The organism is Acrocarpospora corrugata (assembly GCF_009687845.1).
GTDB lineage: Bacteria > Actinomycetota > Actinomycetes > Streptosporangiales > Streptosporangiaceae > Acrocarpospora > Acrocarpospora corrugata.
Genome location: NZ_BLAD01000038.1, coordinates 157,367 through 175,928, shown reverse-complemented (window position 1 = coordinate 175,928; position 18,562 = coordinate 157,367). Strand labels below are relative to the sequence as shown.

Genomic DNA, 18,562 nt, shown 5'->3' with positions numbered 1-18,562 from the left:
CGGGTGATCCACGGGATGGCCCGTGGGATGCGCTGCGGGCTGGTTCACGGCGAGAGCGTATCGTTCCCGGTCACGGCAGAACGCTCGTCGAGCCGGTCGGCGGGATTTTCTTGGTCTTCAACGCGAATGTCATGACGTCCTTGAACACGGGCGCGGCGATCGTCCCGCCGTAGTGGTCCTTCTTCGGGTCCTGGATCACGGCCAGCGCCATCAGCCGGGGAGCCTCCGCCGGGGTGAAGCCGACGAAGGTGGCCGTGTACCCACAGTAACCTGCGCATTTCTGGTCATAGCGCATCGCCGTGCCGGTTTTACCCGCGACCCGGTAGCCGTCGATGGCGGCCGCGTTGCCGGTGCCGTCCTGGCCCGAGACCGCGCCCTCCAGCATGGCGGTGAGCTGGCGGGCGGTCAGCGCGCTGATCACCCGGGTGGGCTTGCCGGGCGCGGCCGGGGTGAGCCTGTCGTGCTGGTCGGTGGTGCCCGCCACGATCGAGGGGGCGATCCGGACGCCGCCGTTGGCGATGGTCTGGTAGACGCTGGCCAGCTGGAGTGCGGTGACCGAGATGCCCTGGCCGTACATGATGGTGCAGCGCTGGCTGCCGCTCCAGTCCTGCCACTTGGGCAGCAGGCCGGCCTCCTCGCCGGGGAGCGCGCCGCCGCTCTTGGCGCCGAAGCCGAACGACCGGAACATGTCGTACAGGCGCTGGTTGGTGATTTTCTGCCCGGCCAGGATGGTGCCGACGTTGCTGGACTCGCCGAGGATCTCGGCGTAGGTCATCTGCTCGGGCGGGTGCGGGTGGGCGTCGCGCAGGGTGCGGTCGGCGCACTGGATGTTGTCCGGCACCCGGAAGATCGTCCCGGGGGCGACCACGCCGGCCTCCAGCGCCGCGGCGGCGGTGATGACCTTGTTGGTGCTGCCCGGCTCGAACACCTCGGCGGCGGCCCGGTTGCCGCGCTGCTCCGCCGTGACCTTCTGCCAGCTGCGCAGGTCCACCTCGGGGGCGTTGGCCATGGCGATGATCTGCCCGGTCCTGGTGTCCATCACGATCACACTGCCGCTACGGGCGCCGGTCGCCTTCACCTGCTTGGCGATGGCCTGCTGGGCCGCCCACTGGATGTAGCGGTCGATGGTGAGGCGCAGCTCGCGGCCCGGCACCGGGGCGACCCTGGTGCTGCGGGTCATCGGGATGCGCTGGCCGTCCCGGCCGATCTCGATGCTCTGCTGGCCGTCCTGGCCGGCCAGCAGCTTGTTGTACGCCTGCTCCAGGCCCTCCAGGCCGAAACCCTCGTCCCCGACGAAGCCGACCAGGCCGCCGGCCAGGGTGCCGCCGGGGTAGAGCCGCCGGTAGGTCGCCTTGGAGCCGACGCCGCGGAAGCCGAGGCCCATGATCTTGCGGGCCCGCAGCGGGTCCACGTCCTTGGCCACCACCAGGTAGCGCTTGTCGGCCTGGGCCAGCTTGGCGGCGATCTCCTCCTTGGGGCGGCCCAGTTCGGCGGCGAGCGTGGTCGCGATCAGGTCCCGCTGGCTGACCCTGACCTCGTGCGGGTCCAGGTAGATCTCGCGCGCCTCCGAGGTGAGCGCCAGCTCGTGGCCGTTCACGTCGGTGATCGAGCCGCGCCTGGCCGGCAGCGTCTCCGGCTGCACCCGCTGCTGGGCCGCCTTGGCCTGGAACGACCGCGAATCCAGCCCCTGCAGCTGGACCAGCCGCCCGGCGAACAGCGACAGCACGAACGCCATCACGACCAGCGCGACGTTGATCCGCCTGGACGGATCCCCCAGCCGCAGCATCGCGGGCGGGCGCACCGGCGGACGCGGGGGCCGGGCCGGCGGGCGCGGCGGCGTCCCCGCCCGTCCACGGGCGGTCCCGATCGGTGCGGTACGCCCCTGAGCTTCTCGCGCCTGCGTCTGGACGTCCCGGCCCTGGCCCGGCCTGGAACCCGGACCGGGCTTGGCGCCTGAGCCCTGACCCGGCTTGGGACCGGAACCCTGACCCGGCTTGGGACCGGAGCCCATGCCCGGCTTGGTGCCTGGGTTCGGGCCCGGCTTGGTGGCCGGACCCTGGCTCGCGTTCTGGCCGGGGTTCTGGTCCGTGTGCTGCGATGAGTTCTGGGCCGGGTTCTGGGCAGGCCGGGGCTGGCCGGGGGCCCGGGGGTCGCGTGGGAGACCGGGGTGCGGCTGGGCGGGCCTGGGGCGGCCCGAACGATCGTGTGGGCTGCCGGGAGTGCGGCGCGGGCCCCCGGATCCTCCCGGACCGCCCTTGGAACCGCCTCCCGGACCGCCGCGGCCGGCACTGGGTGGCCGGCCGCCGCCGTCTTTCACCGGACCGTGCCCTCCCCTGCCGTACCCACGCCGGGGGCGGGCGTGCCGGTGGCGCGCGGCGCCCTCGGCTGGGCGGTCGGCCCGGCCGCCGGGTCGGCGAGGCGCTCGCCCAGGCTGGCCGGGTGCGCGCCCTCGCCGACGAACTCCGGCGAGGAGTTGTCCAGCTCCAGGCCAAAACCGTCGGCCCGCTCGGCCAGGTTGCCGGGCTGCAGCTTCTCCCGGATGTCGTTCTTCTGCTCGTCGGCCTGCTGGTGCAGCTGCTCGGTGATCCGGCGCAGCTCGTTGTATTTGAAGGAGTCCTGCGCGAGCACCGTGTTGAGCAGCAGCAGGCTCACCAGGCCACCGCCGAGCAGCCCCACCACGAGCAGCACGAACGGCGCCCGCGGCGGACGCCGCCCACCCGGCACCAGCGCGGCCACCGGCTTGCGTACCGCCTTGGGCACGCTCCCGCCGAGCGCCTTGGGCGCCTGCTTCGGCTCCGGCCGCCGCAGCGGCTTGGGCTCCGGCGCGGGCGCGTGCCCGGGCGCCTTCTGCGGAGCCGGCGCGGGTGCCTTCGCGGGTGCCTGGGCGGGTGCCTTCTGCGGAGCCTGGGCGGGCACCTGGGCAGGGGCCTGCCGGGGCTGCGCCCGGAGCGGCGACTTGGCCGGCGCACCGGCCGAAGTGGCCGGAACCGCCGATGGCTTGGCCGCCGCCGCTGCCGCCGGGGCAATCCGGCCCGACGTCCGAGTCCGCGTCCTGGGCGTGATGTCGGCGCTCGTGCGCCGCTTGTCCTGGTCGGTCGTCATCCCTGGCGGATCCTCTCTGCCGCCCGCATCCGGGCCGAGGCCGCCCGCGGATTGCGGGCCACCTCGTGGTCGTCCGGGAGCTCTGCTCCCCTCGTCAGGAGGCGGAACCGAGGCTGATACGCCTCCAGCAGGACGGGCAGCCCGGGTGGGCCGGTGTCCTTGGTCCGCGCCGAGAGCACCTGCTTCGTGAGCCGGTCCTCCAAGGAGTGGTAGGCGAGCACGACCACGCGCCCGCCGACGGCCAGCGCGTCGAGCGCGGCCGGAAGCGCCGTCTCCAGCGCCGACAGCTCCGCGTTCACCTCGATGCGCAATGCCTGAAAAGTCCGTTTAGCGGGGTTGCCCCCTGTACGCCGGGTGGCGGCCGGGATCGCCTCCCTGACCAGGTCGGCGAGCCGCTTGGTCGAGGTGATCGGCGTTTTGGCCCGTTCCTTTACGATCAGCCCGGTCACCCGCGACGCGAAGCGCTCCTCGCCGTAGTCGCGCAGGATCCGGGTGAGCTCCCCCGGCGGGTACGTGTTGACCACTTTTTCCGCGGTAAGCTCTTGCTCCCGATCCATCCGCATGTCCAGCGGGGCGTCGTACGAGTAGGCGAACCCCCGCTCGGCCTCGTCCAGCTGCGGCGAGGACACGCCCAGGTCGAAGAGCACCCCGTCCACGACCGGGCGGCCGATGTCGGAGAGCACCTCGGCCAGCTCGTCGGAGACCGCGCGCACGATCGTGACCCGCTCCGCGTACGGCGCGAGCCGCTCGGTGGATCGCGCGATCGCGACCGGATCGCGGTCGATGCCGACCAGGTGCAGTTCCGGGTGGGCCGCGAGCAGCGCCTCCGCGTGCCCGCCGAGGCCGAGGTTGGCGTCGACGACGACGCGGCCCGGCCCGGTCAGCGCGGGACCGAGCAGCTCCAGCACACGATCCAGCAGCACCGGGACATGACCGCCCGGCTGCCGGATTTCCTCAGACATCGTTCAACCCCCACACGAACTGCCGCTTCTAGGCTCGCGGATACGCGGCTTCACCCTCGGCGGGCGGGTCCCCAAACCCCGACCCGTCCGGCCAGGTCCCCATCCGCAGACCACTGGTCACGGCACCTGACACCGGGGAAGGTGCATCAGCTGCCGGCAGGGTGCGGGTGGAGACCTCGCCGAACGTCACCGACGGGTCACAATAAGATCAGTACGACCGATGGTCCGGTCAATCGGTTTTGTCCCGATCGCCACACCAGGGACGGCTGATCGCCGGTCAGAGGACTCCGGGCAACACCTCCTCCGACAGATCGGCGAACGCCGGCTCCTGTTCGGCCAGGTAGGTCTCCCAGGCGCGGGCGTCCCAGATCTCCAGACGGGTGTTGGCTCCGATGACGACGCAGTCACGTTCCAGTCCCGCGTACTGCCTGAGGCTCGGGGGGATGGTGATCCGCCCCTGCTTGTCGGGCGTTTCGTCGGAGGCGCTGGCGAAGAAGACACGGCTGTAGTCGCGGACGGCCTTGGCTGTCACCGGCGCGGTGCGCAAAGCGTCAGTGAGCCGCTGGAACTCCTCTACGGGGAAGACGTAGAGGCAGCGCTCCTGGCCTTTGGTGATCACAAGACCCTCCGCCAGCTCCTCGCGATACTTCGCCGGCAGGAACAGTCGTCCTTTGTCGTCGAGGCGCGGCTGATGGGTGCCGAGGAACACCGGCCCCACCTCCCGTACCTTGCGGAACACCTAGCTCTGCAGCCACGGCCCTCCACTGGGCTCCACCATACTCCACTTCTCCCCACCGTCAACTGATTCAAACGGTATGGAGGGCGCGCTAACTGCGCGTTTCCGCAGGTCAGTGGGGGTGGAGCGGGGTGAGGCGCGGCGCGGCCCGCTGCCCCGCGTTTGGGCGTGTCGCGGGGGCTACTTGACACGCGAGGCCACTACCAGCAACGGATGCCCTCATGTCACAGAATTCGGACATCCGTAGCACCCGATCGAGAAGCGAGTTCACGACACTGTGGGCAGTTCACGGTTGTTTCGCACAAAGTCGCCCAGGAACCCTACGCGGCATAGTGTCGGTACACACAATGGATAAGGAATGGCAAACCCCCAGCAATACGGCACGCCTCTGGAGGCCAGGTGGCAGTAAGACAAGGCGCCGACACCGATGTCGACGCGGAACGGCTTGAGGATCTGGTCGAGGTCGCGCACCGGATCCGCGCCGCGATCGAATCGGTGATCGAGGGCAAGGGCGACGTTGTCCGGCTCACCTTGACGGTGTTGCTCGCGGAGGGCCACCTCCTGATCGAGGACGTGCCCGGAGTCGGCAAGACCATGTTGGCGAAGGCGCTGGCACGATCCATCGACTGTCCCGTCCGGCGTGTGCAGTTCACCCCCGACCTGTTGCCCAGCGACATCACCGGGGTCAGCGCGTACAACCAGCAGACCCGGGATTTCGAGTTCAAGCCGGGACCGGTGTTCGCCAACATCGTGGTCGGCGACGAGATCAACCGGGCCTCGCCGAAGACCCAGTCGGCGCTGCTGGAGTGCATGGAGGAGCACCAGGTGACCGTCGACGGCGTGACGTACACGCTGGAGTCGCCGTTCATGGTGATCGCCACCCAGAACCCGATCGAGATGGAGGGGACCTACCCCCTGCCCGAGGCCCAGCGCGACCGGTTCACCGTGAAGATCGCGATGGGCTACCCCGACCCGGCCGCCGAGCTGGAGATGCTCGACGTGCACGGCGCCTCGCAGCCGCTCGCCAAGCTCGAGCCGGTGGCCACCACCGCCGAGGTGCAGGCCCTGATCCGCGGCGTCCGCGCGGTGTACGTCTCCCAGTCGGTCAAGAAGTACGCCATCGGCCTGGTCGACGCCACCCGGCATTCGCCCGACCTGCGCCTGGGCGCCTCCCCCCGGGCCACCCTGCATCTGGTCCGCGCCGCCCGCGCGCACGCCGCCCTGTCGGGCCGCGACTACGTCATCCCGGACGACCTGCAGGACCTCGCCGTCCCGGTGCTCGCGCACCGGCTGCTGCCCAGCCTGGAAGCCCAGGGCCAGCGCCGCCACCCCGAGCAGGTGATGACCGAGCTGGTCCGGCGCGTCCCGGTGCCGGACACCAAATGACCGGGCTCAAGGCGCTCACCTCCCGGGGCCGGTCCTTTCTGGCCTCGGGTTTCGCCGCTCTGCTGTGCGCCTTCTTCCTGGGCGAGCACGACCTGCTCCGGGTCGCCATCCTGATCGCCGCGCTGCCGCTGCTGGCCGCGATGGTGGTGGCCAGGACCCGGTACCGGCTGAGCTGCGCCCGCCGCCTGGACCCGGCCAGGGTGGAGGCCGGCAACGACAGCACCGTGACGCTCCGGCTGGAGAACGTCACCCGGCTGCCGACCGGCCTGCTCCTGATCGAGGACACCCTGCAGTACGCGCTGGGCACCCGCCCCCGCTTCGTGCTGGACCGGGTGGAGGCCAAGGGCATCAGGGAGATCGACTACAAGGTCCGCTCCGACCTGCGCGGCCGGTTCTCGATCGGCCCGCTGGCGATCCGGATCACCGACCCGTTCGGCCTGGTCGAGCTGGCCAGGACGTTCACCGTGACGGACACGCTGGTGGTCACCCCGCAGGTGATCGCGCTGCCGCAGGTGCGGCTGTCCGGGGAGTGGACCGGCGGGGGCGACAGCCGTACCCGGTCGGTGGCGGCGGCCGGGGACGACGACGTCGCGCCGCGCGAGTACCGGCAGGGCGACGACCTGCGCCGGGTGCACTGGCGCTCCACCGCCAGGTACGGCGAGCTGATGGTGCGCCGCGAGGAGCAGCAGTGGCAGAGCCGAGGCGCGCTGCTGCTGGACACCCGCCGCCCCGCGCACCGCGGCGACGGCCCGCGCTCCTCGTTCGAGGTGGCGGTGTCGGCCGCCGCGTCGATCGGCGTGCACCTCGCCCAGGAGGGCCTCGGCCTGCGCCTGGTCACCGACCAGGGAGCGCAGCATCTCACTGAGACCGGCGTCTCCTGGTCGTTACTCGACACGCTCGCGGTGGTACGGCAGAGCCAGGCCCGCGGCCTGGACCTGGGCGTCTCGGCGCTCCGCCAGGGCGGCGGCGACAGCCTGATCGTCGCCGTGCTGGGCGCGATCGACGCCGAGGAGGCGCAGGCGCTGGCCCGGGTCAGGCACGGCCACATGACCGGCGTCGCCGTCATGCTGGAGACCTCGACCTGGGAGCAGACCGGCGAGGCCGACGAACGGTTCGAGAAGGCCCAGGCCGTACTCACCGGAATGGGCTGGCGCGTACTGCGGCTGCCCGCCGGGACGTCCCTGGCGGCGGTCTGGCCGGACGCGGCATACAAGAGGAGCGCGGCCTAGATGAGACTGCCGATCTCGGCGGGGCTGGCCACCGGCGCCGTCTCGCTCACCCTCTACCCGCTGTTCGCCGACGGCGCCTGGTTCTGGGCCGGCCTGAGCGTGCTCCTGGTCACCACCTTCGTGGCCAGTGCGGTCACCCGGTTCACGCTGCCGGACTGGCTGGCCCCGGTCGGCATGATCGTCGGCATCTGGCTGTACCTGACCTTCGTGTACGCCAGGGACGACGCCTGGTGGGCCGTCATCCCCACCAAGGACTCGGTGCTCACCCTGGCCACCGTCCTGGCCGAGGGGTTCGACGACATCCAGCAGTACGCCGCCCCGGTGCCCACCAGCCCCGGCATCACCCTGCTCACCGCGGGCGGGATCGGCATGATCGCGATCCTGGTGGACCTGTTCGCGGTGCGGGTGCGCCGGGCGGCCCTGGCCGGGCTGCCGATGCTGGCCCTGTTCACCGTGCCGGCCGCCGTGCTGAACGAGCCGATCGGCTGGCCGGCCTTCGTGCTCGGCGCGTTCGGCTACGTCGGGCTGCTGGTCGCCGACGGCCGGGAGCGGGTCAGCCACTGGGGCCGGGCCGTGCTGGTCCGCCGGTCCAAGACCACGACCACCGCGGACGCGGGCAAGCTGGCGCTGTCCGGCAAGCGGGTCGGGGTGACCGCGATCGCGCTGTCGATCGCGATCCCCGCGCTCATCCCCACCCTGACCCCGGACCCGCTGTTCGGCTTCGGCGTCGGCAACGGCCTGGGGTCCGGCGGCAACAACGTCGGCATCCCGGACGCGGTGGCCAAGCTCAGCGGGCAGCTCACCCAGCCGGTGAACGCCACCGTGATGAGCTACACCTCGGCCGACGACCAGCCCAGGTACCTGCGGATCTACTCGCTGGACGTCTTCGACGGGCGGCAGTTCAAGCCGAGCTCGCTGAAGGGCCGCCCGGAGGACAAGGTGGACGAGGGGCCGATGCCCCCGGTGCCCGGCCTGTCCCCGGTGACCCCGAGCGGCCGGACCGAGACCACCGTCCAGATCAGCGACGAGATCGAGGAGCTGCGGTTCCTGCCGCTGCCGTACCCGGCCACCCAGGTGGAGGTGGACGGCGACTGGCGGGCGGACCAGACCACGCTGATGGTCTTCTCGACCAAGGACGAGGCGGCCGGTCTTGAGTACAAGGTGACCGGCCTGGATCTGCGGCCGAACTACGACGCGCTGGACAATGCGCCGGCGCCGCCGGTGGAGGTGCAGTCCCGGTTCCTGGCGCTGCCGCGCGGGCTCGACCCCCGGATCCAGGACCTGGCGTACCAGGTGACCGAGGGTGCGTCGTCGGCGTACCAGCAGGCGGTGCAGCTGCAGGAGTGGTTCACCAAGACCGGGAAGTTCGCCTACAGCCTGCGCGCCCGGGGTTCCGGCAACGAGGCGCTGGCCGACTTCCTGCTGAACAGCCGGGCCGGCTACTGCGAGCAGTTCGCCAGCGCGATGGCCGTGATGGCGCGGATGCTGGGCATCCCGTCCCGGGTCTCGATCGGCTACACCGGCGGTTCGAAGATCGAGGACCGCTGGGTGGTGCGCACCCACGACGCGCACGCCTGGCCCGAGCTCTACTTCGAGGGCGCGGGCTGGCTCAGGTTCGAGCCGACCCCGGCGGGCGGCGGCGGCCAGGCGACCGCCCGGGTGCCGCAGTACACGCTGCCGGTGACCCCGACGGCCAGCCCGTCCGCGGGCGCCACGGCCAATCCGAGCACGGGCGCGACCGACGCGGGCGGTCCCGACTCCGAGGCCGCCAGGAACATCCGCGAGCTGGAGGATCCGTTCACGGGCACGTCCGGGCTCGCGGCGGATCAGGGTCTGCCGCTCATCGTCAAGATCCTGATCGGGGTGGGGATCGCGCTGCTGCTGTCCCTCGTCCCGGCCCTGCTGCGGCTGTGGCTGTGGCTGTGGCGGCGGCGGATCCTGACCCGGGCGGTGGGATTTGGGTCCATCGAAGTGAGCACACCAGAAGAACCGGAATCCGGTGAGTGGGTCCGCGACGAGATCGGCTCCGCGGCCGATCCGGACGACCGGCCGGCGGTGGATCCGGCCAAGTTCACCGCCCCGGCGGTGGAGGCGGCCTGGGCCGAGCTCTGTGACACCCTCACCGACCTGGGCATGGCCCGGCAGACCAGCGAGACCCCGCGGGCGCTGGGCCGCCGCCTGACCGAGCGGTACGAACTGGACCGGGAGGCCGCGGCGGCCATCGCCAAGATCTCCTCGGCCGAGGAGCGGCTGCGCTACGCCCGCGACCCGGCGGGGGCGGGCCCGCTGGTCAGCGACCTGCGCACGGCCCGGAGCGCGCTGGCCGCGACCGTCTCCTGGCAGCGCAGGCTCGGCGCGCTGCTGACACCGGTGTCGGCGCTGCTGCGGCTCAAGGCGGTCGGTGAAGGACTGCTGGACGGATTCGACCGGCTGGAGGGAATCGGCTGGCGGCCCCGCCGGAAGGCCCGCGTCAGGAAGATCGAGCAGACCGAGCCCACAGCGGATCGCCCGCTGGCCGGGACCCGGCGCTAGTTCTGTTCACAAAAGGGTCCGGGGGTTTTCGAACCCCCGGGCCTTTTCAGCGTTCGTCGTTACGACGGCGCCAGCGCTCTTCCATGCGCTCCATGAAACCAGGACGGCGCCCACTACGGCGACCGCCCTGGGGAGGAGCGGCCGATGACGTGGTCTCTCCGCCGAAACCGTTCATACGTTTCCAGCTGGACAGACCCCAAAGACAGGTCGCGAGCATGACCACGAAGCCGGCGACGCCGAGCCAGATAGTGTTCGAGACGACGCCGACCATCAACAGGACGACGCCGAGCGTGAAGCCAATGGAGGCTTTCACCAGGCGGCGCTTGTAATGGCTGCGCGGATCACTGATCCGGACGGTATTGGCCCACTTCGGGTCCTCGGCGTAGAGCGCCTGCTCGATCTGGTCGAGCAAGCGCTGCTCGTGCTCAGACAGCGGCACGGCGCCTCCCAAGGACAGCCCCTGTACGGGGTAGACGGCAACGGACGACACGGGGTGTCCGAACCCTGCGGTCGGTTATCCCCAGAATACGAGTCTGTAGACGTAGACGAAAGAAAACGGTCACAACGTCCACAAGCGCGGTCCAAACCGGAGGTGACGTCATAGATCCATTGGACCAAACGGTGGGCGAACAAGCGATGCCGGGCGCACGGCATCCGGACCGAAACGCTGGATCGCCTTGTCCATCGCCTGTTCCGCCTCCCGCCAGCCCGTCTCCCGATCACCGAGACCGAGTTGCCTGGTCGCGGTGCCCGCCGGTCCGAGATTCTCCATCCGGACACCCACCAGGCGCAGCCGAATCCGCTGCAGGCCCGCGGCCCGGTAGAGCTCGCACGCGGTGGCGTGGATCTCCTTGGCCACGTCGGTGGCCTCACGCAAGGTGCGAGCCCGGGTGATCGTGGAGAAATCAGATCGGCGTAGTTTCACACTGATTGTACGCCCGACCAGCCCGGCGGCTCTCAACCGGGCGGCCACCCGTTCCGACAGCCGCAGCAGCTCCCGCTCGATCACCACCGGATCGTCCACGTCCTGGGCGAAGGTCTCCTCGTTGCCGATGCTCTTGTCCGGCGTGTGCGGCACCACCCGGCGCTCGTCGCGGCCCCAGGACAGCGCGTGCAGGTGGGCTCCGGCCACGCCGAACTCGCGGCGCAGGGTGGTGACGGGCACCTGGGCGAGATCCCCGACGGTCCTGATGCCCAGCCGGGTCAGGGCCTGCTCGGTGCGCTCCCCCACGCCCCACAGGGCCGCCACGGGCAGCGGGTGCAGGAATTCGGCCACCCGGTCGGCGGCGACCACCAGCAAGCCGTCCGGTTTGCACTCGCGGGAGGCGAGTTTTGCCACGAATTTGGTGCTCGCCACCCCGACCGAGCAGGTGATGCCGAATCGTTCGGCCACCTGCTCGCGGATCATGGCCGCGATCCCGGCCGGCGGGCCGAGCCGGCGCCGGGCCCCGCTCACGTCCAGGAAGGCCTCGTCCACCGAGAGGGGCTCCACCTCGGGGGTGATCGTGTGGAAAATCTCCATGACGCCTTTGGAGATCTCGCCGTACTTGCCGTGGCTGGGGGGAATCACCACGGCCTGCGGGCAGAGCCGCCTGGCCCGGGTCATCGGCATCGCCGAGTGCACGCCGAACCTGCGGGCCTCGTAGGTGGCGCTGAGCACCACGCCGCGCGCGCCGGCCGCGCCGATGATGACCGGGAGGCCGTGCAGCTCGGGCCGGTCGATCAGCTCCACACTGGCGAAGAACGCGTCCATGTCCACGTGCAGGATCGGGCAGCCCGCGTCGTCCGCGAGGCCCCCGCCACCACCTGGCCGCACCTGTTTCCTGGACACAACCTCAGCCTATCCGAACACCTGTTCTATTGATAGGCGAGGACGTGCAGCTGGGTGGCGATGTCGCGGAGCACGGGATGGGTGGCGGCGGCCTGTTCCAGGGCCACCAGGCCGTCCGGGTCCGCCTCGGCGAACCGGCTCGGCACCAGGTCGGCGAAGATCCGCACGCCGTGCGTCTCGCCCACCGTGAACCCGGCCTTGGCCAGCAGCGCGGCCAGCGCGTCGGCGGTGAACCGGTGCGGGGTGGGGTCCTTCTCGCCCCAGCGCCCGGACGGGTCGGCCAGCACCTGGCGGGCCTCGGCGAAGTTCCCGGCCACCGCCCGGTGGATGGCGGTCGCCACCGGGTTGGCCGCCAGCACGCTCAGCACCCCGCCGGCCCGCAGCAGCCCGCCGATCGCGGCGAGCGCCACGGAAGGATCCTCGACATACTCCAGCACACTGTGGCAAAGCACCAGATCCACGCTGCCGGGCTGAAGCAGCTCCCCGAGATCTCCCGCATCCCCCTGGATCCCCTTGACCGCCACGCCCGCCTCAGCGGCCCGGCGCTCCAGGGCGGCCAGCGAGTCCGGCGTGGGGTCGACCACGGTGACCGCGTGCCCGAGCCGGGCCAGCGGCACCGCGAACCCGCCGGTGCCGCCCCCGGCGTCCACGATGTCCAGGGTCTCCCGCCCGGTGGCGCCCGCCCGCTCGGCCAGCACCGCGCGCAACGCGTCCCACACCACTGTCTGCCGCACCTTGATGTTTCCTCCCGGGTGAGAGCCGCTGAACAGGCGTAAGCCTACGCCGCTAGAGCACCAGGGATGGCTTGAGCTGCTTGAACCTGGCCAGGATGCCGTTCACGAACTGGGGCGACTCGTCGGTGGACAGCTCGCCGGCCAGATGCACCCACTCGCTGATCACCACGCCCTCGGGCACCTCGGTCGACCAGAGCATCTCGTAGGTGCCGCCGCGCAGCACGTTGCGGTCCACGGCGGGCATACGCTCCATGCTCCAGCCCTCGGCGTAGGTCGAGATGAGCTCGTCGATCCGGCCGAGATGCCGGGTCACCCCCTCGACGAGGGTGACCGTGTACTCGTTCACGGGTGGGTCGGCCCGCTCGATCCGCTCGGCCATCACGTCGAGCGGGCTCCGGTCCCTGGCCTCGGCCTCGAAGAGGATGTCCAGGGCGCGTCTGCGGGCCTTCCCCCGGGCTGACATCAAGCGCGACCGAGGTAGTCGCCGGTGCGGGTGTCGACCTTGACCTTCTCGCCGGTCGTGATGAACAGCGGCACCTTGATCTCGGCGCCGGTCTCCAGCGTGGCGGGCTTGGTGCCGCCGGTGGAGCGGTCGCCCTGCAGGCCCGGCTCGGTCTCGGCGACCAGCAGCTCGACCGCGGCCGGCAGCTCGACGTAGAGCACGTTGCCCTCGTTGATGGCGACCGTGGCCGTCATGTTCTCCAGCAGGTAGTTGGCGGCGTCGCCGACCGAGACCCGGGAGACGTTGAGCATGTCGTAGGTCTCGGTGTCCATGAACACGAACTCCTCGGCGTCCATGTACGAGAACTGCATCTCGCGCTTGTCGACGGTCGCCACGTCCACCTTCACGCCGGCGTTGAAGGTCTTGTCCACCACCTTGCCGGACATCACATTCTTCAGTTTGGTACGGACGAACGCGCCGCCCTTACCGGGCTTGACGTGCTGGAATTCGACAACGGCCCAGAGGTCACCGCCGTCGAGCTTCAGCACCAGTCCGTTCTTGAGGTCGTTCGTCGTCGCCACGTGGTTCTCCTGCTTGCGGGCCGCCCTAACGGACGAGCAGCTCTTTGGTCGAGAGGGTGAGCAGCTCCGGCCCGTCGGCACGCGTCACCAGCGTGTCCTCGATGCGCACACCGCCCCTGCCCGGCAGGTAGACCCCGGGCTCGACGGTGATCGGAACTCGATCCTTTAGTCTACCGGTCCTGTCGGGGCCCAGGAACGGAAGCTCGTGGATCTCCAGGCCGACTCCGTGCCCGAGCCCGTGCCCGAAGTGCTCCGCGTGCCCGGCCTGCCCGATCAGGTCCCGGGCCGCGGCGTCGATGTCGTGCGCGGTGGCCCCGGCCCGTACGGCTTCGCGCCCGGCCCGCTGGGCGCTGCTGACCAGCTCGTACACCTCGCGCTGCCAGGCGGCGGGCTCCCCGAGGGCGATGGTCCTGGTCATGTCGGCGTGGTAGCCCCGGTAGAGCGCCCCGAAGTCCATGGTGATCAGATCGCCGCGTTCGACCGGCCGGTCGCCGGGCGTGTGGTGCGGAATCGCGCCGTTGGGGCCGGCGGCGACGATGGTGTCGAAGGCGGGTTTGTCCGCGCCGAGCTCCACCATCTGGGACTCCAGCATCCGGGCGATCTCCCGCTCGGTCCTGCCGGGGACGATCCGGCCGACGATCTGGGCGAACGCCTCGTCGGTGAGCGCGCAGGCCCGCCGGAGCGCGTCGATCTCGGTCTCGTCCTTGACCGTGCGCAGCTTTTCCACCTTGCCGGTGACGACGGGCAGGTCGCCGCCCAGGCGGCGGTATTCGGCCACGGTCATGTCGTGGCCCTCCACGGCGACGCCGGGGGCGAGCAGGGCGGCGGCGGCGTCGCGGGCCTCGATCACGTCGAGGCCGGGCAGGTCGCGGGCGGTCTGCACGTAGCGGGAGTCGGTGGCCAGGGCGGCGGTGCCGTCCTGGCGGACCAGCAGGGCGGCGTTGCTGCTGGACAGGCCGGTGAGGTAGCGCACGTTGACGGCACGGGTGACGAGCAGGGCGGGCAGGTCGAGCGAGGAGGCCAGCCGGAGCCGCCGTTCCACGTAGGTCATGTGCCGAATTTACGGGATATCTTGACCAGTTCTCTGTGGCGGGCTACAACGTTAGGAATCTTTCCTAACTATGGGGTGGAGTATGGCTGTGCGTTACCTGTCCCGATCGGCGCTGGCGCTCGCGCTGACCGCCACACTGACGGCGAGTCCCGCCATGGCGGACGCGAAGACGACCGGGTTCATCCGGGTGGACCAGGTCGGGTTCACCCCGGCGGAGAGCAAGCACGCCTATCTGCTGACTTCGGGGGCGGCTGTAAGTTTCACCGTCGTGGACGCGCGGGGGCGTACCGTCCTGACGGGCTCCCCGGGGGCCGATCGGGGTACCTGGAACACGAAATATCCGCATGTGTATCCGATCGACGTCTCCGCTCTGGAGCGTCCGGGCTCCTACCGGATCAAGGCGGGCGGCCTGACCTCGCCCGAGTTCCGGATCGCCCCGGCCGCCCAGTTCGCCGTCCCCGCCACCAAGGCACTGACCTTCTTCTCTGCCCAGCGGGACGGCGCCGACGTACGCCCCGGCGAGCTGGAACGCAGGCCCAGCCACCGCAACGACCGCGCCGCGACCGTCTACGAGTGGCCCACCTTCACCGGCCCGGACACCGACGTGATCAGCGGTGAGCTGACGAAGATCGGCGGCCGGGTGGACGTCGAGGGCGGCTGGTTCGACGCCGGGGACTACCTCAAGTTCACCCACATCCTGGCCTACGTGGACACCCTGATGTGGGCGGCCAGGCGGGACGGCGGGCCGCTCGCCGCCGGGGTGACCGCCGAGGCCCGGCACGGTCTGAGGTGGCTGGACAAGATGTGGGACGAGAAGTCCAGGACGCTCTACATCCAGGTCGGCATCGGCGCGGGCAACGAGGAGGGCACCTTCGCGGGCGACCACGACGTGTGGCGGCTCCCGGAGGCCGACGACCACGACACCGGGGAGGGCAGGCAGTTCATCCGGAACCGGCCGGTCTTCCGGGCCGCCGCGCCCGGCCAGAAAATCAGCCCCAACCTGGCCGGCCGTACCGCCGCGGCCTTCGCGCTGGCCTCCCAGGTCGAGCCGGACCGGAAGGCGGCGCGGGACCTGCTGGAGAAGGCCGCCAGCCTGTACGCCATGGCCAAGACCACCGGCGTCGGCCAGCTGACCACCTCGCTGCCGTTCGCCTTCTACCCCGAGTCGGCCTGGCGGGACGACATGGAGCTCGGCGCCGCCCAACTCGCCCTGGCCGCCAGGCGCCTCGGCGACCACCGGGCCGGCGCCTGGCTGGAGCGGGCCGCGCACTGGGCCGGGGAGTACCTGACCCACGAGGCCGGCGGCGACACCCTGAACCTGTACGACGTCAGCGCCCTGGCCCACCGTGACCTGATCCTGGCCCTGCGCGCGTCCGGCCCCCGGGGCCTGGCGGTAGGCGAGCAGGACCTGATCGCCGACCTGAAGGCCCAGCTGGAGATCGGCGTCGCCAGGGCCACCCCGGATCCGTTCCAGGCGGGCGCAGACTACGCCCAGTTCGACGCGGTCCCGCACACCTTCGGCCTGGCCGCGACCGCGCGGCTGTACCGGTCGGTGTCCGGCGACCCGTCCTACGACGCGTTCGGCACCCGTCAGCGCGGCTGGGCGTTCGGCGCGAACCCGTGGGGGGTGTCCTTCATGGTCGGCGCAGGCGAGAACGCGGAGCGCTGCCCGCACCACCAGGTGGCCAACCTGAAGGGGCGGGCCGACGGGCGGCACCCGATGCTGACCGGCGCGGTGGTCAACGGCCCGAACAGCGCCGACCTGTTCGCCGACGGCCTCGGCGGGCACTTCGACGAGATGAACCACTGCCCGCCGGACGGCGTCGACCGGTATGAGGAGTTCACCGGCCGGGGCGCGCGCTACGTGGACGACGTGCGGTCCTGGCAGGCGTCCGAGCCCGCCGACGACTTCGCGGCCATCGCGCTCTACGCGCTCACGCTGACGTCATCTCCCTGATCTTCTCGATCAGGGCGACCCGGTCGGCGTGGGTGGCGCCGACCGGGGTGACGTTGATCGTGGTGACGCCGGATTCGCGCATGGCCTGGATCCGGTCCCTGACGAAGCCCTCGGGGCCGATCAGGGACATGTTCTGCAGCAGTTCGTGCGGGACCAGCGCGGCGGCCTCGTCCTTCTTGCCGTCCAGGTAGAGGTCCTGGATGCGCTCGGCCTCCTGCTCGTAGCCGTACCTGCGGGCCAGGTCGTTGTAGAAGTTCTTGCCCTTGGCGCCCATGCCGCCGATGTAGAGGGCCGCCATCGGGCGGCCGAACTCCAGCAGGGGGGCCACGTCGTCGCCGATGGCGAGGGTGGCCTGGGCGATCACGTCCAGCTCGCCGAGTTCGGGGGCCCGGTTGGCCTTGCCGGCGGCCAGCGAAGGGCCCCAGACGTCGGCGGCCTTCTCCGGCAGGTAGAAGATCGGCTCCCAGCCTTCGGCCAGTTCTGCGGTGAGCTCGACGTTCTGCGGGCCAATGGCGGCGATCACGATCGGGACGCGCTCCCGGACCGGATGGTTGATCAGCTTCAGCGGCTTGCCGAGCCCGGTCCCGCCGGCCAGCGGCATCGTGTAGTGCTTACCCTGGTGCTCCAGCTTTTCCCGGCGCCACACCTTCCGGCAGATCTCGATGACCTCCCGGGTCCGGCCCAGCGGCGCGGTGTACGGCACGCCGTGGAAACCCTCGATGACCTGCGGCCCCGACGCCCCGAGCCCGAGCGTGAACCGCCCGTCCGAGACGTAGTCCAGCCCGGCCGCCGTCATGGCCAGCAGCGCGGGCGTCCGCGAGTAGATCGGCAGGATCCCGGAGGCGATCTCCAGCGTCTCGGTCCTGGCCGCGATGTACCCCAGCTGGCTGACCGCGTCGAAGCTGTACGCCTCGGCGACGAAGACGATGTCGAGCCCGGCCTTCTCGTAGTCGGCCAGCTCGGCCACCGTCTCCTTGAAGCCCCCGGAGTAGCTCAGAGCCATCCCGATCCGCATAGCAGTCCTCCTTGACCGAATGTTGTTCGGTTTCTTCGGCATTCCGAGGGTACATGAGCACGCGGCCCCGTGATCCCAGGGGCTTAGACTGGTGGACGCAGCCCAGGGAGTGATCTTGCTCAGACGCGCGGTCATCGTGCTCGCGACCGTGCTCGCCGCGGTGCTCGCGGGACATCGCCTGTTACCCGATCTCGGCGGGTTCACCCCCGTCCTGGAGAGCGTGCTGCCCTGGATCGGGCTCGGCGTCCCGCTCCTGCTGGCCGCCGCGCTGGCGTCCAGGTCCCGGCCCGCCATCATCGCCGCGCTCGTGCCCGGCGTGGTCTGGGGCGTGCTGTTCGGGCCGAGCCTGCTGCGCGGCTCGCCCGGCGGGCCCAGCGACCTGTCCGTGGCGACCCTGAACGTGGGCGTCGCCAATGACCTGTCCGGTACGGCGGTGCAGACCCTGTCCGAAGGCCGGGATCTGGTCGCCCTGCAGGAGCTGACGCCCGGCGGCCCGGCGGCGAAGGAGCTCAACGACCGGTATCCGCACCACTACCAGGTCGGCACGGTCGGGCTGTGGAGCCGGTTCCCGCTGGAGGGGCCACGGAAGGTGGACGTCGGGCTCGGCTGGGCGCGGGCGCTTCGCGCGGTGGTCCAGACTCCCAAGGGCGAGGTGACCGTGTACGTCATGCATCTGGCCTCAGCGCGGCCCGGGGAGACCGAGTTCCGGGACGAGACGCTGGAGGAGGCCGGGAAGCTGATCGCGAAGGACACGAGCAAGCGGCTGCTGCTGCTCGGCGACCTGAACACCGCGACCGACGACCGGCACCGCGAAGACCTGGTGCCCCCGCTCTCCGACGCGCAGCAGGAGGCCGGACAGGGCTTCGGGTTCACCTGGCCGTCCGGGTTCCCGATCACCCGGCCGGACCACATCCTGTTCCGGGGGATGACGGCGACGTCGGCCACCGTCGAGGAGGCCGCGGGCAGCGACCATCGGGCGGCGGCGGCCACACTGCGCTTCTGAC

16 protein-coding genes are annotated in these 18,562 nt (G+C 71.0%); 5 read left to right on the top strand and 11 right to left on the bottom strand.

Annotation, left to right across the window (positions count from 1 at the left end):
- Positions 1-70: 70 nt before the first annotated feature.
- From Acor_RS05485 to mraZ, 4 genes are all read right to left on the bottom strand, one after another.
- Positions 71-1,786, bottom strand: a complete 1,716-nt coding sequence (locus Acor_RS05485; protein ID WP_479688456.1) for a peptidoglycan D,D-transpeptidase FtsI family protein — start codon at positions 1,784-1,786, stop codon at positions 71-73.
- 527 nt (positions 1,787-2,313) lie between these two features.
- Entirely contained in the window at positions 2,314-3,102 is a 789-nt protein-coding gene (ftsL, locus tag Acor_RS05480; protein ID WP_155335429.1) for a cell division protein FtsL, read from the bottom strand.
- A complete protein-coding gene (gene rsmH, locus Acor_RS05475; protein ID WP_155335428.1) occupies positions 3,099-4,064 on the bottom strand; it encodes a 16S rRNA (cytosine(1402)-N(4))-methyltransferase RsmH in 966 nt (321 codons plus the stop codon). The genes ftsL and rsmH overlap by 4 nt, the downstream gene beginning before the upstream one ends.
- Positions 4,065-4,341: 277 nt before the next feature.
- A complete protein-coding gene (gene mraZ / locus Acor_RS05470; protein WP_155335535.1) occupies positions 4,342-4,773 on the bottom strand; it encodes a division/cell wall cluster transcriptional repressor MraZ in 432 nt (143 codons plus the stop codon).
- Positions 4,774-5,199: 426 nt separating this feature from the next.
- On the opposite strand from mraZ, the gene Acor_RS05465 reads away from it, so the two are divergent.
- The 3 genes from Acor_RS05465 to Acor_RS05455 are packed head-to-tail and all read left to right on the top strand — an operon-like array spanning position 5,200 to position 9,947.
- Entirely contained in the window at positions 5,200-6,186 is a 987-nt protein-coding gene (locus Acor_RS05465) for an AAA family ATPase (RefSeq protein WP_155335427.1), read from the top strand.
- Positions 6,183-7,415, top strand: coding sequence for a DUF58 domain-containing protein (locus Acor_RS05460; RefSeq protein ID WP_155335426.1), 1,233 nt, complete (start codon positions 6,183-6,185; stop codon positions 7,413-7,415). Before Acor_RS05465 ends, Acor_RS05460 begins: the two co-directional genes overlap by 4 nt.
- A complete protein-coding gene (locus Acor_RS05455; RefSeq protein WP_155335425.1) occupies positions 7,416-9,947 on the top strand; it encodes a transglutaminase TgpA family protein in 2,532 nt (843 codons plus the stop codon).
- A 46-nt stretch (positions 9,948-9,993) separates the two neighbouring features.
- On the opposite strand, the gene Acor_RS05450 is transcribed toward Acor_RS05455, so the two are convergent.
- The 6 genes from Acor_RS05450 to Acor_RS05425 form a co-directional block, all read right to left on the bottom strand.
- Positions 9,994-10,386: a DUF3040 domain-containing protein gene (locus Acor_RS05450; protein ID WP_155335424.1), complete on the bottom strand. Its 393-nt coding sequence runs from the start codon at positions 10,384-10,386 to the stop codon at positions 9,994-9,996.
- Between the two features lie 159 nt (positions 10,387-10,545).
- The gene (locus tag Acor_RS05445) at positions 10,546-11,778 is read right to left on the bottom strand and encodes a DNA polymerase IV (RefSeq protein WP_155335423.1); all 1,233 of its coding nucleotides are present in this window, start codon (positions 11,776-11,778) and stop codon (positions 10,546-10,548) included.
- A 26-nt stretch (positions 11,779-11,804) separates the two neighbouring features.
- On the bottom strand, positions 11,805-12,512 hold the full coding sequence (locus Acor_RS05440; RefSeq protein ID WP_155335422.1) for a methyltransferase domain-containing protein: 708 nt from the start codon (positions 12,510-12,512) through the stop codon (positions 11,805-11,807).
- A 52-nt stretch (positions 12,513-12,564) separates the two neighbouring features.
- A complete protein-coding gene (nusB, locus tag Acor_RS05435) occupies positions 12,565-12,975 on the bottom strand; it encodes a transcription antitermination factor NusB (RefSeq protein ID WP_155335421.1) in 411 nt (136 codons plus the stop codon).
- Positions 12,975-13,535 carry an elongation factor P gene (efp, locus tag Acor_RS05430; RefSeq protein WP_155335420.1) on the bottom strand — a complete coding sequence of 187 codons (561 nt, stop codon included), beginning with the start codon at positions 13,533-13,535 and terminating at the stop codon, positions 12,975-12,977. Before efp ends, nusB begins: the two co-directional genes overlap by 1 nt.
- A gap of 25 nt (positions 13,536-13,560) precedes the next feature.
- Positions 13,561-14,586, bottom strand: coding sequence for a M24 family metallopeptidase (locus Acor_RS05425; protein WP_155335419.1), 1,026 nt, complete (start codon positions 14,584-14,586; stop codon positions 13,561-13,563).
- A gap of 82 nt (positions 14,587-14,668) precedes the next feature.
- On the opposite strand from Acor_RS05425, the gene Acor_RS05420 reads away from it, so the two are divergent.
- On the top strand, positions 14,669-16,543 hold the full coding sequence (locus Acor_RS05420) for a glycoside hydrolase family 9 protein (protein ID WP_155335418.1): 1,875 nt from the start codon (positions 14,669-14,671) through the stop codon (positions 16,541-16,543).
- Here the strand turns inward: Acor_RS05420 and Acor_RS05415 are convergent.
- On the bottom strand, positions 16,521-17,558 hold the full coding sequence (locus tag Acor_RS05415) for an LLM class F420-dependent oxidoreductase (RefSeq protein WP_155335417.1): 1,038 nt from the start codon (positions 17,556-17,558) through the stop codon (positions 16,521-16,523). The genes Acor_RS05420 and Acor_RS05415 overlap by 23 nt on opposite strands.
- A 115-nt stretch (positions 17,559-17,673) precedes the next feature.
- Between Acor_RS05415 and Acor_RS05410 the strand changes: the two genes are divergently transcribed.
- The gene (locus tag Acor_RS05410; RefSeq protein ID WP_155335416.1) at positions 17,674-18,561 is read left to right on the top strand and encodes an endonuclease/exonuclease/phosphatase family protein; all 888 of its coding nucleotides are present in this window, start codon (positions 17,674-17,676) and stop codon (positions 18,559-18,561) included.
- Position 18,562 lies beyond the last annotated feature (1 nt).